The sequence below is a fragment of the Priestia megaterium NBRC 15308 = ATCC 14581 genome, assembly GCF_000832985.1.
GTDB classification, from domain to species: domain Bacteria; phylum Bacillota; class Bacilli; order Bacillales; family Bacillaceae_H; genus Priestia; species Priestia megaterium.
Map to the genome: position 1 here is coordinate 1,006,020 of NZ_CP009920.1, position 13,746 is coordinate 1,019,765.

The following is a 13,746-nucleotide window of genomic DNA, read 5'->3' on the forward strand; positions in this document are numbered from 1 at the left end:
ATCACCTATACGTTGTAGTTAATGAGCGCTGCTTCAAAAGAAGATAGAAAGGAATCCGATTCTTCCAATTGTTGTGAATCTTGATCTTCTTCTTTTTTAAACGCTTCTTTTTCCTGTCTTTCTTTTTGCTGGTCGTTTTCATTGTTATACGACATCGCTTGTTCTGACAGTAGCACATCGATTTTATCAATTGATACATGCTGAGACGCGAGACCGTGCCGCAAAGTTGAAAGGTTGGCGTCCAATAACTCTTTTGTTTTTGCTGACGATACGACAATTCGCGCAACCGTTTCACTGTCTTTCTGAAGCATTTCAATTGAAATCGCACCTAGCTGTTTTGGAAATAACTTAATGAAAAGCTTGGATGTTCCCTCTTCAGTACTGATCGAAGCTTTACTCCATATTTTTTCAAGCTCGTTTACCAAATTGCTAGACTGTTGATAGTCAGATTTTGCTTGCCCTAGATAAATAGAGAACTGCTGAAGCTTAGGCATTTCTCCACTTCCAAAGGATGATGGCTGATTCTCTACTGTCGCTCCGGTTGTGTTTGTAACTGCAGAACTTTCGCTATTTTTTAAAGAGCTATTTGTATCTATACTTTCGCTGTGTAATACCACATCTTTTTTCCATGGAAGCTGATTGAAAAACGGTATTTTTTCTTCTTTACGAAAAGCGGTCATATTTCTCACAGAACTTTCTGAAGCTGTATGAACAGCGTCCACACCAACTTGATCAACCGATACATGCTGAGACGTGAGAGCTTGTCGTAATCTAAAAAGGTTAGCATCTAACAGCTCTTTTGTTTTCACTGAGGATACAACCACTTGCGCAGTCGTTTCATTTTTTTGCTGAAGCACTTCAATTGAAATCGTACCTAGCTGCTTTGGCAATAACGTAACGAAAAGCTTGGATCTTCTCTCTTCAGCACTGAGCGAAGCTTTACTCCATATTTTTTGCAGCTCGTTTACTAGATCACTAGACTGTTGATGGTCTAATTTCACTTTCCCTAAATCAATAGAAAACTGCGGCACTTTTTCTTCTTTAGCAAAAGCGGTCATATCTTTTACAGAACTTTCTGGAGCTGCTTGAACAGCAACCACATCGACTTGATCAACCGATACATGCTGAGACGTGAGAGCTTGTCGTAATCTGAAAAGGCTGGCGTCTAACAGCTCTTTTGTTTTCGCTGAGGATACAACCACTTGCGCAGTCGTTTCATTTTTTTGCTGAAGCACTTCAATTGAAATCGTACCTAGCTGCTTTGGCAATAACTTAATAGAAAGCTTAGATGCTCTCTCTTCAATACTGATCGATGCTTTACTCCATATTTTTTGCAGCTCGTTTACCAAATCGCTAGACTGCTGATGGTCTGATTTTGCTTGCCTTAACTCAATAGAAAACTGCGACCCTTTTTCTTCTTTACCAAAAGCGTTCATATCTGTCATAGAACTTTCTGGAGCCGCTCCAACAGCGGCCACATCCACTTGATCAACCGATACATGCTGAGACGCAAGAGCTTGTCGTAAACTGAAAAGGCTGGCGTCTAACAGCTCTTTTGTTTTCGCTGAGGATACAACCATTTGCGCAACCGTTTCATTTTCTTGCTGAAGCACTTCAATTGAAATCGTACCTAGCTGCTTTGGCAATAACTTAATAGAAAGCTTAGATGTTCTCTCTTCAATACTGAGCGAAGCTTTACTCCATATTTTTTGCAGCTCATTTAACAGGTTGTCAGACTGTTGATGACCAGATTTTACTTGCCTTAGATCAATAGAAAATTCTTGGACCTTAGGTACTTCATTAGATTTAAAAGATGATGGATTATTTTCTAAGGTCGCCTCGGCCGTGTTAGCAGTGAAAGAAATTTCACTATCCTTTTTTGAACTATCCCTATCCATACTTTCGTTACGTAAAATCACATCTTTTTTCCATGGAAGCTGATTCAAAAGCGGCACTTTTTCCTCTTTATGAAAAGCGGTCATATCTCTTACAGAACTTTTTGGGGCTGCTTGAACAACGGCGAAGAAATCAGCTGAGCGCTTTTCATGTAAGGTATCGGTTAATACACGTGGTTGTTTATGAATTTTCTCTATTTTTTCAGCAGCAGTTTTCTGCAAACCCTCAAGCTGCAGATCCGAAAGCTTCACTGACTGCAGCTGCGGTTTTTGTAGTTCTTCCATCAGCTGAGCAAACTCTGTTTGAAAAACAGCTGACGTATTTTTACATAGTTCCAGCAAAGTAGAAATAGAAGTTAAATACTGTTCTTGACTGTCTGTTTCAGGTGAAACAGGTGCATGCTGCATGTCTGTTAACACGTGCTGCAGCTTTAGAAGCGGCTGTTCCAAATCTAGACTACCTGGAATACTACTGATCATCTCGGCTAGATGTTCGTACAAGACAGATGGTTCATCCTCTTCATCTTCTGCTTCGCTTAACTGAATTGCCATTAACCCGACCGCCTTGAAGACGTCTTGATCTACCGTTTGTTTATCGGATGATTTCTCCCCGCGCGTTAAAGGCTGCGCATCTAGCTGCTTAAGCTGCTGAACAACTTCTTCAAAAAAACCCTGAGTCTGAATAACAGCTGCTTTTTCATTGCAGTTTACCTTTGATGCAGCTGCTGGACGTAGTGAAATTTCCACTGTTTTCACCTCTGCTTTTATTCCTCAATCTGATCTGTTAACAATGTCGTATAGCGTGCAGCTACTTTTGGATCCATTTTTTCTAAGATTGCTGTTCTTGTACTCGCTTTGAACTGCTTAAGCATCGCGACCGCTTTGTCTTCTTTTAATTCGGCAAAGATAAGTGCTGCATTTTTAGGAGACATGTTTTCATAGGTAGCAATGACATCTTTTTTTGCCAGCTGATTGTTCTTTTGTTTTTTCGCTTCATCATCGGCTTTTTCTTCCATATCGCGCATTTCAATTTTTAGTTCATCCATTTGACGATCTTTTGTAGTGATCGTTTTCTCATAAGCTGCGATTTGCTTTTCTTTCGTGCTCAACTTCTTTTGAAGGCTATCAACCTGCTTTTGTATTTCTTCATTGCTTTCTTGAATATTTTCATTTTTTTGCGACTGTTCACTTGATACAAACGGAATGGCGTGTGTAATACCTGAAACTTTATCATTTACATTAACGCCTAAAAGCGTCAGAACAATATAAGCCGCCAAGATGAGGAACACTGCCGGAATAAAGATTAAAAATAAAAACACTTGGCTTTTACTGTAAGACTTTTCTTCTTCGTACTCTTCTCTTAACTCTTTTTGATTAGCCATGTTTTCCACCTAATTCCTATGCAGCATATACTGCTGTAGCGACAGCTCATCCATTTGCTTCGCTTCTAACTGTTTTTCCGCGGTTATATAAGAATCGTAGTCTCTCTTTTTTAACTTTTCATACTTCTTTACTTCTATGTTCTTTTCTTCTAGCTTCAGTTTCTTTAAGTTCATTTGCTGTCTTGCAAACATGACCTCTTGTTGCAGCCTCTCAATCACTCGTTCGGCACTTGTTAAAAACTGCTGAAATGACGTAATTTCTAAAATAGAAAGCCCTTGCTTCATTTTGCCCGTATGCTGTTCAATGAGCGTTTCTTTTTCTTTTAACTTTTTATAAAGCTTTTCACCCGCTGTTTCAAACTGCTGCAATGATTGATTATATTGAGATAGCAGTTCATCTTTTTCATTTGACTTGATTGCCATTATTTTAGATAACCTAAATTCATATGCCATATTTACTCACCTTTCACAAACAGTTCACAGAGCTTTGTTACACTTGTTTCAAATGATGGATGTTCGTTCATTTTTTGTTTTAAAAATGCATCAATGACAGGATGATAGTAGATGGCCTCATCAATGTAAGCAGAAGATCCTCTTTTGTAGGCACCTATGTTAATTAAGTCTTCAGAATTAGCATAGGTAGCCATTAATGAACGCAGTTTTTCAGCTGCTTCTCTATGCCGTTCACTTACGATATGGTTCATCACCCGACTAACGCTTTTTAAGACATTGATGGCCGGATATTGACCTTTATTGGCCAGCTCCCGGTCTAGTACAATATGTCCGTCTATAATGCCTCGCACCGTATCCGAAATGGGTTCGTTCATATCATCACCGTCTACTAATACAGTGTAAAAAGCAGTAATAGATCCATGTTGATTAGTTCCTGTACGTTCAAGCAGCCTTGGCAAGCTAGCAAAAACAGATGGTGTATAACCTTTGGTAGTCGGAGGTTCACCTACGGCTAATCCAATTTCTCTCTGAGCCATTGCTACACGGGTAACAGAATCCATCATCATCATGACGCTCAGTCCCTCATCTCGAAAGTATTCAGCAATAGAAGTAGCTGTATATGCTGCTTTCATTCGAAGGAGAGCAGGCTGATCCGAGGTAGCAACTACTACAACGGAACGCTTTAATCCTTCCTCTCCAAGATCTCGCTCAATAAACTCTCTAACTTCTCTTCCTCGCTCACCTACAAGGGCAATGACATTGATATCTGCTTTTGTATTGCGTGCAATCATCCCGAGCAGCGTACTTTTCCCAACACCGCTTCCTGCAAAAATACCTATGCGCTGCCCTTGACCTACTGTTAGCAAACTATCAATCGTTCGTACCCCTACTTCAATCGGCTGTTCAATAGGCGGACGCTCTAAGGGATTAGGGGGGTCTTGGTCGGTTAAAACAAACGGCAAATAATGAGAAAGTTCAGACCCGTCTAAAGGGTTCCCTAGTGAATCAAGCACTTGACCTATTAACTCTTTCCCCACGCTTACCTGCAGAGGTTTTTCTGTCGTTTCCACTAGGCAGCCAGGTCCGATATATCGAACAGACGTATAAGGCATTAAAACAACGTGCTCACCGTTAAAACCAACAACTTCTGCACGAATTTTATCTCCTCGTTCACTAAGATGAATAAAGCAAACATCTCCTATTGACGTTCTAGGTCCTTTAGATTCAATCATCAATCCTACTACTCGGCTGACTTTCCCGTACCGTTTAAAAGAAGATGTGCGCGGGATTTCATGAATGAGTTGTGCGACTTTCATGTTTACTCTCCTCTAACAAACGTTCTTTTAATTTTTTCTTCATTTCCGTTAACTGACTATCAAAAGACGCAACAAGACGCCCATAAGAGGAATCGATGACACAATCCATTTCCTGAAGATTTTCATCTGCATAAATAAATAGCCCCGTTTCTCCGTTTAATAAATCGAACAGTTCTCGTTTATGTTCACATACATATGCATATTTTTTCGGAGAAACAAAAAGCTGGATTTCTTTATGTTCTCTAACTTCTTTTAAAGACCTTTCAACAAGTGATAAAAATGATTCATCTCTTTGAAGCCGCTCATTTAAAATCGCTTCAGCTAGGGTGAAACCTAATTCAAAGATGACTTCTTCAGATTGATTTATGTATTCGTAGTACTGATTCTTTGTTTCGTCAACAATGTTTCGCGACATGGCTAATACATGCTCATACTCTTGTTTTCCTTGAAGCAGCCCTTCTTCGTATCCTTCTTCATAGCCTCGCTGTTGTTCTTGTTGAAACAGCAGCACCTTCTCTTCTTCCCACTGCTTTTTCAAACGTTCAACTTCGTTTTGAGCTTGTTTGCGGTAAGCATCTGCCTCGGCCTTTATTATTTCAGCTTCACTGTGCGCTTGTTCAATAACGTGCTTTGCATTTTCTTGCTGAAGATGTTCTTCTGTGGGCTCATCTTGTACCGGAAAGCCAAATGGAATGACTTGAATGTGCTTTGCATTTTCGTCTGAAAGTTTATTCGTATAAGTTGATTTAATGATATTAGACAATAATATCGTCTCCTCCACCTCGAGCTAGTACAATTTCACCAGCATCTTCTAAACGTCTAATTGCAGCAACGATACGTGACTGAGCTTCCTCTACATCTTTCAAACGCACAGGACCCATAAATTCCATTTCTTCTTTAAACGTTTCCACCATACGGCTAGACATATTTTTAAAAATAATAGATTTTACTTCTTCACTTGCTACTTTTAAGCTCAACAATAAATCATCATTTTCTACATCTCGTATCACACGCTGAATAGAGCGGTTATCGAGCGTTACGATATCCTCAAATACAAACATTCGCTGCTTGATTTCTTCTGCTAATGCCGGATCTTGAATTTCAAGCGTATCAATAATAATTTTTTCAGTCGCTCGGTCTACTCCATTTAATACTTCAACTACTGCTTCTAAACCACCTGTTTGGGTATAGTCTTGGGTAACAGTAGCAGAAAGCTTTCTCTCTAAAATTTGCTCCACTTCATTAATGACTTCCGGAGACGTACTTCCCATCGTTGCAATCCGTCTTGCAATATCCGCTTGCCTTTCCTGAGGCAGTGATGATAAGATTTGTCCTGCCTGCGGCGGCTCTAAGTAAGATAAAATAAGGGCAATCGTCTGAGGGTGCTCATGCTGAATAAAATTTAACAACTGCATAGGATCAGCTTTTCTGGCAAAGTCAAACGGACGAACTTGCAAAGAAGAAGTTAATCGATTGATAATCATCATAGCCTGCTCTGGTCCAAGTGCTTTTTCTAACACCTGTTTCGCATAGCTTACTCCTCCTTTTTCAAGGTAGTTTTGAGCAAGCGTTATTTGTTCAAACTCATGAAGCACAGCTTCTTTTAGAGACGGCTCTACTTTTCTCACTGAAGAAATTTCAAGCGTTAGTTGCTCAATTTCATCTTCACTGAGATGTTTATAGATAGAAGCTGATACATCCGGACCGAGAGAAATCAACAAAATTGCTGCTTTTTGCTTTCCAGTTAACTCATTTTTTTGCATAGCCTTTACCATTAGCTTTCCTCCTAATCCTCACTAATCCATGTTCGCAGCAGTTTTGCAAACTCTTCCGGGTCTTGCTTCGCTAACGTTTCAAGATTGCTTTTTGTTTGCTGTTCAGCACTTAAAACAGGAGCTTTTTGTGCCGCTTCATATGCTTCAAAAGTTTCATCGTACTCTTCATCATATTCCTCTTCATCTAAGTCTTGACGCCTTTTCCTAACCAACAGCACAATAAGAACAACAATAATAAGCAGCAGTGCTCCTCCGGTTATATACATCCACAATGGAATCGAACTTGCTGTGTTGTCAGCTGTTTCTTGTCCATTAAACGGCTGAACGGAAACGGTAATCTTATCGCTGACCGCGTTATCCGAGAGGGCTTTCGTATTTGCATCTTTTGAAATAGAAGTACGGACAATTGTACCTAACATTTTTTGAACGTCTGACTCAAGCGTATCGGAAACTTGTGATTTCCCTTTTGCATTGGACGGATCTATCATTACTTGAATGCCAAGGTCTTGAATTTTGTATGGACTTTCGACGATTTCTTTATGAATTCGATTCACTTCATAATTAATTCGTTCTTCGTTTTTTTCGTAGTCTCCGTCTCCACTTGTTGTACTAGATGAGTAATTTGTTGTATCTTCTTCTCCTGTTCCAGCAACGCCTCCATCTTGAGCGTTTTTACCAGAAAATGTTTCATTAATTTTTTCAGCGCTAACGGCAATTCCTTGCATATTATCTTTATCAACGGGCTCTACTAGCTTTTCCTCGCGATTTTCCTGTGTAAAATCAAGATCTGCTGTAACAGAAACCATTACTTTGTCTTGACCGACCAGTCTTCCTAGCATTTGCTGTACTTGACGCTGAATATCTCGCTCAACTTCTTTTTTCGCTTCGTTCTGCGAAGCAAATGAGCTAGAAGCTGAATTCGTTTCGTTACCTTTTAAATCAAAGTACTCAAAATATTGGTTCATGATGACGATATTATCGGTAGGAAGGTTTGGCACACTTTTGGATACTAAATGATAAAGAGATTTAATTTGCTGATCATCAAATTTATAACCAGCCTTTGTATTAAGCACAATCGATGCTGATGCTTCTCCCTGCTTTTCATTCGCCCAGACGCTTTCATTGGGAAGGGTAATCATCACTTTTGCATCGTTGACTCCTTGAATGTTTTTCATTAAGTTAGCCAATTCAGTTTGCATCGCATCGAGTTTTAACACATCAAATTCATTATCTGTCATACCAAAGCTCGCATTTTTCCCAAAAAACGAATAGTCGATACTTCCGCTATCAGGAATTCCTTGTGCAGCTAAATCAACTTTTAGCGAGTCAACGCTTTGTTCAGGCACCGAAATGGTTGTTCCATTATCAGAGATTTCTGAAGGAACGCTTCTAGCATCAAGCTCTGCTTTGATTTGTCCTGTTTCTTGAGCCGATAGATTGCTATAAAGAGGGACAAATTTATCCTTGTTTAAAAAAACAGATGCTAAACTAATGACTAGAATAGCCGCAAGAGGAGCAGCGATAAGGGCTATTTTTTGTCCTTTTTTGCGGTTATTCCAAAAGACTTTCATCTTATCTCGATAAAGAGCTATTCTTTCATTCATGGTATTCCTCCGGTTATTACTATTTTCATTTTCTTTAATAACCGCTCAATTACATTTGCATTCTCATCATTTCCTGATAGGCTTCAACAGCTTTATTGCGTATTTCAAGAGCCGTTTGCATCGTAATACTTGCTTTTTGAGCAGTAATCATTACATCTTGGAGTTCGACGTTTTCTCCTTTAGCAAGCTTTTCAGTCACTATATCCGAAGCGCGTTGAGTATTGTTTAACTCATTGATTGAGTCTTTTAAAAACGTTGAAAACTGTTGAGTTGTTTGTCCAGTGCTAGTAGAAGCTGCTGTTTTTGCTATTGCTATTTGATTGCTGATACCATTAATCATTTTATCGCTCCTTTATTTCCCAATTTCTAACGCCTTTGTTAATATACTTTTGTTTGTATTAAAGACCGTGACGTTTGCTTCATAAGATCGAGTAGCACTAATTAAATCCGTCATTTCTTTTAAAGGATCTACGTTCGGCATCTGCACGTACCCTTGGTCATTCGCATCTGGATGCGTCGGGTTATATACTAAATTAAAAGGAGTATTATCTTCTACGATATCTGTGACTTTTACACCATTGTTTTGACTTTTATTGATTTCGGAGTGTAAGAGGGACGAAAAAGAAGGCGAACGATCAGACTGCATGACAACCATTTTTCTTTTATAAGGCTGCCACTCACCATTAACGTACGTCCCTCTTGTCGTTTCAGCATTCGCCATATTAGATGAAACAACGTCCATCCTTAAACGATTGGCAGTTAAAGCTGAAGATGTAATATTCATATTTTGAAAAATAGTCAAACTTATTTACCTCCTCTAATGACTGTTTGAAGAGAATTAAATTTTCCATTTAAACGATCTACTAGCGCCTCATAGTAAATTTGATTTTCAGCCATATCCGCCATCTCTTTATCCATATCCACATTATTTCCGTTTGCTTGATAAGAAGTGTTTCCTTGCTGGGTAATCATCCTCTGGGATGAATTGGAAAATGGGATATGTTTTGAATCAGTCTGATATGCTTCTAACTCGTTATGTAATAAATCTCGAAATTCACTCGTACGCGTTACTGTTTTCGATTTATAATTTGGAGTATCAACGTTTGCGATATTTTGTGCAATCGTCTGCTGCTTTTGTGACGCGTAGCTAATTCCATTTTCAATTGTTTGAAAAGTAGTTGAAAACAAACTCAATTCTTACACCTGCTTATCTATTCTATTTTTCTCAAAATGAGACAAATTTCGACTTTAGTACCATAGAACTTATTGTAAGAAAAACTTCATGCAATGTCTATCCTTTTTTAAGAACTTTTGGACTATAAACCAAAATTTTCATTCGTTTTCCAAGCATATTTTAACATCAATGCTATACTTTAGCTCTATTTTTTTAATTTAAAATCAAAATATATACCATAAGTCCTGAACAATATGTAATAAAAGTAACGATTTGTAATCAACTAGTATCTTTTTACTATTTGAAGATTCTATAATATAATTTTTAGATTTTTATATGAAGTTTGTTAAAGTTTTATAAAAATAGTGAACGAATCGTCTTAACCCACAGCGAATCTTTTTGTTCATAAACTTAGTTAGATTTTAATTTTTCAAGCTCTACTAAGAATTTGTTGTTAAGAACTTTAATGTAAGTTCCTTTCATTCCTAAAGAACGTGATTCGATAACGCCAGCACTTTCTAATTTACGTAGCGCATTTACGATTACTGAACGTGTAATTCCAACGCGGTCAGCAATTTTACTTGCTACTAATAGTCCTTCATTTCCATTTAACTCTTCAAAGATGTGCTCAATAGCTTCTAACTCACTGTATGATAATGAGCTAATTGCCATTTGTACAACAGCTTTGCTACGTGCTTCTTCTTCAATTTCTTCTGCTTTTTCACGAAGAATTTCCATACCTACTACCGTTGCCCCGTATTCAGCAAGGATTAAATCATCGTCTTCGAACTGACGGTCTAAACGAGATAGTACAAGCGTACCTAGACGCTCTCCGCCTCCGATAATTGGAACGATTGTTGTTAGTCCTGCATCAAATAAGTCTTTATTTTCAACTGGGAAAGCTGTATATTGACTTTCAATGTTTAAGTTAGAAGATGTTTCTTGAATGTTAAATAAGCTTTGAGTATATTCTTCTGGGAACTGGCGTGCTTCTAACATATCTTTCATGCGCGCATTCTCAATTTGCTGTTTAACAGCGATTCCTAATAATTTACCGCGACGGCTTACTACGAATACGTTTGATTCGATCACTTCGCAAAGTGTTTCAGCCATTTCTTTAAAGTTTACTGGTTTACCAGCTGCTTTTTGTAGCATTGCATTAATCTTTCTAGTTTTCCCTAATAAATCCATTAGTACTCTTCCTCCTGCGATTTCAGTTCTATAAAATAAATTGACTCAAATCTTTGTTTTTAGCGATTTTTTCTAATTTTTCTTCCACGTACTGCGGAGTAATCACAATTTTCTCTAATGTTACTTCTGGTGCTTCAAACGATAAATCCTCTAGCAAACGTTCTAAAATCGTATGAAGTCTTCTTGCACCAATATTATCTGTATCTTGATTTACCTGATATGCAATTTCTGCAATCTTACGTATAGCATCGTCAGAAAATTCAATTTGTATACCTTCAGTTTCCAATAATGCCGCATATTGCTTTAATAACGCATTATCTGGCTCTACTAAAATGTTTATAAAATCTTCAACGGTTAGCTTCGTTAATTCAACGCGAATTGGGAATCGACCTTGCAATTCTGGAATTAGATCTGACGGTTTTGATACATGGAAAGCACCGGCTGCTACAAATAAAACATGATCAGTTTTGACTGCGCCATATTTTGTAACAATCGTTGACCCTTCTACAATTGGTAAAATATCTCGCTGTACGCCTTCACGTGAAACATCAGCGGAAGATGAATTACCACTTTTCTGAGCAATTTTATCAATTTCGTCAATGAAAATAATTCCGTATTGTTCTGCACGATTCACAGCTTCTTGCGTCACTTCATCCATATCAATCAATTTTTGCGCTTCTTCATTTGTTAATACTTTTCGTGCATCTTTAACAGTAAGTTTGCGCTTTTTTTGTTTTTTAGGCATAAAATTGCTTAAGGCATCCTGCATGTTCATGCCCATTTGTTCCATACCCGAACCTTGTAACATATCAAACATAGAAGGCTGTTGCTCTTCTACTTCAATTGTGACATAATGATTTTCAAGCTCTCCTAAAGCAAGCTGATGAGCAATCTGCTTGCGCTTCGTTGCAATATTCGTTTCCTCATCTTGATCAGGATCCGCATCGCTTGACTGTGTACCGTTTGAAAAAATCATTTCAAACGGATTTTTAAACGATTGCTGCTTCTTTTTGCTCGGAACAAGAAGCTCTACTATCCGCTTGTTTGCATTTTCTTCTGCGCGATCACGCACGCCGTTCATTTTTTCTTCTTTCACAAGTCGAACTGACGTTTCCACTAAATCACGAACCATTGATTCTACATCGCGCCCTACATACCCAACTTCCGTAAATTTTGTTGCCTCAACCTTAATAAAAGGTGCACCGACAAGCTTAGCTAAGCGGCGTGCAATCTCGGTTTTACCCACACCTGTAGGACCAATCATTAAAATGTTTTTCGGCACAACTTCATCACGTAAAGATTCGTCTAGCAGACCGCGTCGATAGCGATTTCGCAGCGCAACAGCGACCGCTTTCTTTGCCTTCGTTTGACCAATAATATACTGATCGAGCTTTTCTACAATTTGTCGAGGTGTTAAATGAGAATTCATAAAAAAATCCCCTTTCCTACAGTTCTTCTACAATAATATGATCATTTGTATAAACACATATCTCACTTGCTACATCTAAAGCTGCTTTTGCAATTTCTTTAGCTGTTAAATGTTCGCCTGCATGTTGTTTTAATGCACGTCCCGCTGATAAAGCATAATTTCCGCCTGATCCAATTGCTAAAATGCCGTCGTCCGGTTCAATAACTTCACCCGTTCCTGATACTAACAGTAAGTTATCTTTGTTCATAACAATAAGCATTGCTTCTAACTTTCGCAATACTTTGTCACTTCTCCATTGTTTAGCAAGCTCAACGGCTGCACGCTGAAGATTTCCGTTATACTCTTCAAGCTTCGTTTCAAATAATTCAAAAAGAGTGAATGCATCAGCTACTGAACCTGCAAAGCCGGCAAGAACTTGCCCTTGAAATAGACGTCTTACTTTTCGAGCAGTATGTTTCATCACAACAGCATTTCCGAACGTTACTTGTCCGTCTCCAGACATAGCACATTGACCGTTATGCTGGACCGCAAAAATCGTAGTAGCATGGAAAGTAGACAAATTAACTCCTCCTTTTATGCGCGAGGATGGTGATTCATATAAACTGCCTTTAAACGATCCTTCGTCACATGTGTGTATATTTGAGTGGTTGATAAATGTTCATGACCTAGCATTTCTTGAACTGTACGTAAATCTGCCCCTTCATTTAACATATGAGTCGCAAAAGTATGCCGCAAAACGTGTGGACTAATATGTATATTCTCAGCGGTCTTCTTTACTAACTGATCAATGACTAAGCGTATGCCTCGGTCTGTCAACGGTGTCCCCTTATAATTTAAAAAGAGCGAATGAGTATCAGAAGGAGCCTTTTTTAAAAGAAGCTTTCTTCCATTATCTATATATACTCTAAGAGCGTCCTTGGCATAACAGCCAAATGGCACGTACCGTTGTTTTTTCCCTTTGCCATATACGAGCAAAGTTTGAAGTGAAAAATCTATATCGCTAAGCTTAATAGATGCACATTCACTCACTCGTATTCCGGTGGCATACAGCAATTCTAATAGAGACTGATTACGCTGCCCTAACGGAGTTGTTAAATCATTCATTTGAAATAATTTCACAATCTCCTCTTCATACAGGAAGCGAGGATTTCGCTCTTCCTTTTTAGGAAGGGTAACGAGCGCAAATGGATTATCTTCTACTAATTCTTCTCTATTTAAGTAACGATAAAACGTTCTCAAGCAAGAAATTTTGCGTGACATCGATCTTTTTGAATACTGCTTTTCATATAGGCGTGTTAAAAACAGCCTTGCATCAGCATATGTAACACTTTGTAGGTTTTGTATTTGCTCTTCCTGCATAAAAGACATGAAGATACCTATGTCTTTTTCATAGCAGTCAACTGTATATTTTGAATAGTTTTTCTCAATTTGTAAATATTCTAGAAAGGAATTTAATACATCTTTAACAAATTCCAATGTTATCACCTCACAAGGGCTACTAAATATTATCACAATTAAGTAGCCCTT

Annotated in this window: 14 protein-coding genes; all 14 read right to left on the minus strand. The window is 38.3% G+C overall.

Going from position 1 to position 13,746, the window contains the following annotated elements:
* Positions 1-5 precede the first annotated feature (5 nt).
* The 14 genes from BG04_RS05715 to xerC all read right to left on the minus strand — a co-directional run bounded on the left by BG04_RS05715 (position 6) and on the right by xerC (position 13,695).
* Positions 6-2,642, minus strand: coding sequence for a flagellar hook-length control protein FliK (locus tag BG04_RS05715; protein ID WP_052490700.1), 2,637 nt, complete (start codon positions 2,640-2,642; stop codon positions 6-8).
* 17 nt (positions 2,643-2,659) lie between these two features.
* Positions 2,660-3,277, minus strand: a complete 618-nt coding sequence (locus BG04_RS05720; protein WP_016765400.1) for a MotE family protein — start codon at positions 3,275-3,277, stop codon at positions 2,660-2,662.
* 9 nt (positions 3,278-3,286) lie between these two features.
* Positions 3,287-3,730 carry a flagellar export protein FliJ gene (gene fliJ / locus BG04_RS05725; protein ID WP_013058874.1) on the minus strand — a complete coding sequence of 148 codons (444 nt, stop codon included), beginning with the start codon at positions 3,728-3,730 and terminating at the stop codon, positions 3,287-3,289.
* A gap of 2 nt (positions 3,731-3,732) precedes the next feature.
* Positions 3,733-5,046, minus strand: a complete 1,314-nt coding sequence (fliI, locus tag BG04_RS05730) for a flagellar protein export ATPase FliI (RefSeq protein WP_034649203.1) — start codon at positions 5,044-5,046, stop codon at positions 3,733-3,735.
* Positions 5,021-5,809 (minus strand): flagellar assembly protein FliH, encoded by a 789-nt coding sequence (fliH, locus tag BG04_RS05735; protein WP_034649202.1) that lies wholly within the window; start codon positions 5,807-5,809, stop codon positions 5,021-5,023. The genes fliI and fliH overlap by 26 nt, the downstream gene beginning before the upstream one ends.
* On the minus strand, positions 5,802-6,821 hold the full coding sequence (fliG, locus tag BG04_RS05740; RefSeq protein ID WP_025750326.1) for a flagellar motor switch protein FliG: 1,020 nt from the start codon (positions 6,819-6,821) through the stop codon (positions 5,802-5,804). Before fliG ends, fliH begins: the two co-directional genes overlap by 8 nt.
* An 11-nt stretch (positions 6,822-6,832) precedes the next feature.
* Positions 6,833-8,425, minus strand: a complete 1,593-nt coding sequence (gene fliF / locus BG04_RS05745) for a flagellar basal-body MS-ring/collar protein FliF (protein ID WP_034649200.1) — start codon at positions 8,423-8,425, stop codon at positions 6,833-6,835.
* A 49-nt stretch (positions 8,426-8,474) separates the two neighbouring features.
* Entirely contained in the window at positions 8,475-8,765 is a 291-nt protein-coding gene (fliE, locus tag BG04_RS05750) for a flagellar hook-basal body complex protein FliE (RefSeq protein ID WP_016765405.1), read from the minus strand.
* A 12-nt stretch (positions 8,766-8,777) separates the two neighbouring features.
* A complete protein-coding gene (gene flgC / locus BG04_RS05755) occupies positions 8,778-9,227 on the minus strand; it encodes a flagellar basal body rod protein FlgC (protein ID WP_014458431.1) in 450 nt (149 codons plus the stop codon).
* A gap of 2 nt (positions 9,228-9,229) precedes the next feature.
* Positions 9,230-9,619 carry a flagellar basal body rod protein FlgB gene (flgB, locus tag BG04_RS05760; protein WP_016765406.1) on the minus strand — a complete coding sequence of 130 codons (390 nt, stop codon included), beginning with the start codon at positions 9,617-9,619 and terminating at the stop codon, positions 9,230-9,232.
* Positions 9,620-10,010: 391 nt separating this feature from the next.
* Complete coding sequence (gene codY / locus BG04_RS05765; protein WP_013058882.1) at positions 10,011-10,790, minus strand: GTP-sensing pleiotropic transcriptional regulator CodY; 780 nt, start codon at positions 10,788-10,790, stop codon at positions 10,011-10,013.
* Between the two features lie 28 nt (positions 10,791-10,818).
* Positions 10,819-12,219 carry an ATP-dependent protease ATPase subunit HslU gene (hslU, locus tag BG04_RS05770; RefSeq protein WP_013084801.1) on the minus strand — a complete coding sequence of 467 codons (1,401 nt, stop codon included), beginning with the start codon at positions 12,217-12,219 and terminating at the stop codon, positions 10,819-10,821.
* A gap of 16 nt (positions 12,220-12,235) precedes the next feature.
* On the minus strand, positions 12,236-12,778 hold the full coding sequence (gene hslV / locus BG04_RS05775) for an ATP-dependent protease subunit HslV (RefSeq protein ID WP_013058884.1): 543 nt from the start codon (positions 12,776-12,778) through the stop codon (positions 12,236-12,238).
* Between the two features lie 14 nt (positions 12,779-12,792).
* Complete coding sequence (gene xerC / locus BG04_RS05780) at positions 12,793-13,695, minus strand: tyrosine recombinase XerC (protein ID WP_014458427.1); 903 nt, start codon at positions 13,693-13,695, stop codon at positions 12,793-12,795.
* Positions 13,696-13,746: the final 51 nt, after the last annotated feature.

Excerpts from the sequence above, each read along its gene's own strand:
- fliF (WP_034649200.1), bottom strand. The coding sequence starts at position 8,425 with ATGAATGAAAGAATAGCTCTTTATCGAGATAAGATGAAAGTCTTTTGG.
- codY (WP_013058882.1), bottom strand. The coding sequence starts at position 10,790 with ATGGATTTATTAGGGAAAACTAGAAAGATTAATGCAATGCTACAAAAA.
- fliE (WP_016765405.1), bottom strand. The coding sequence starts at position 8,765 with ATGATTAATGGTATCAGCAATCAAATAGCAATAGCAAAAACAGCAGCT.
- BG04_RS05720 (WP_016765400.1), bottom strand. The coding sequence starts at position 3,277 with ATGGCTAATCAAAAAGAGTTAAGAGAAGAGTACGAAGAAGAAAAGTCT.
- hslU (WP_013084801.1), bottom strand. The coding sequence starts at position 12,219 with ATGAATTCTCATTTAACACCTCGACAAATTGTAGAAAAGCTCGATCAG.
- fliJ (WP_013058874.1), bottom strand. The coding sequence starts at position 3,730 with ATGGCATATGAATTTAGGTTATCTAAAATAATGGCAATCAAGTCAAAT.
- fliG (WP_025750326.1), bottom strand. The coding sequence starts at position 6,821 with ATGGTAAAGGCTATGCAAAAAAATGAGTTAACTGGAAAGCAAAAAGCA.
- fliI (WP_034649203.1), bottom strand. The coding sequence starts at position 5,046 with ATGAAAGTCGCACAACTCATTCATGAAATCCCGCGCACATCTTCTTTT.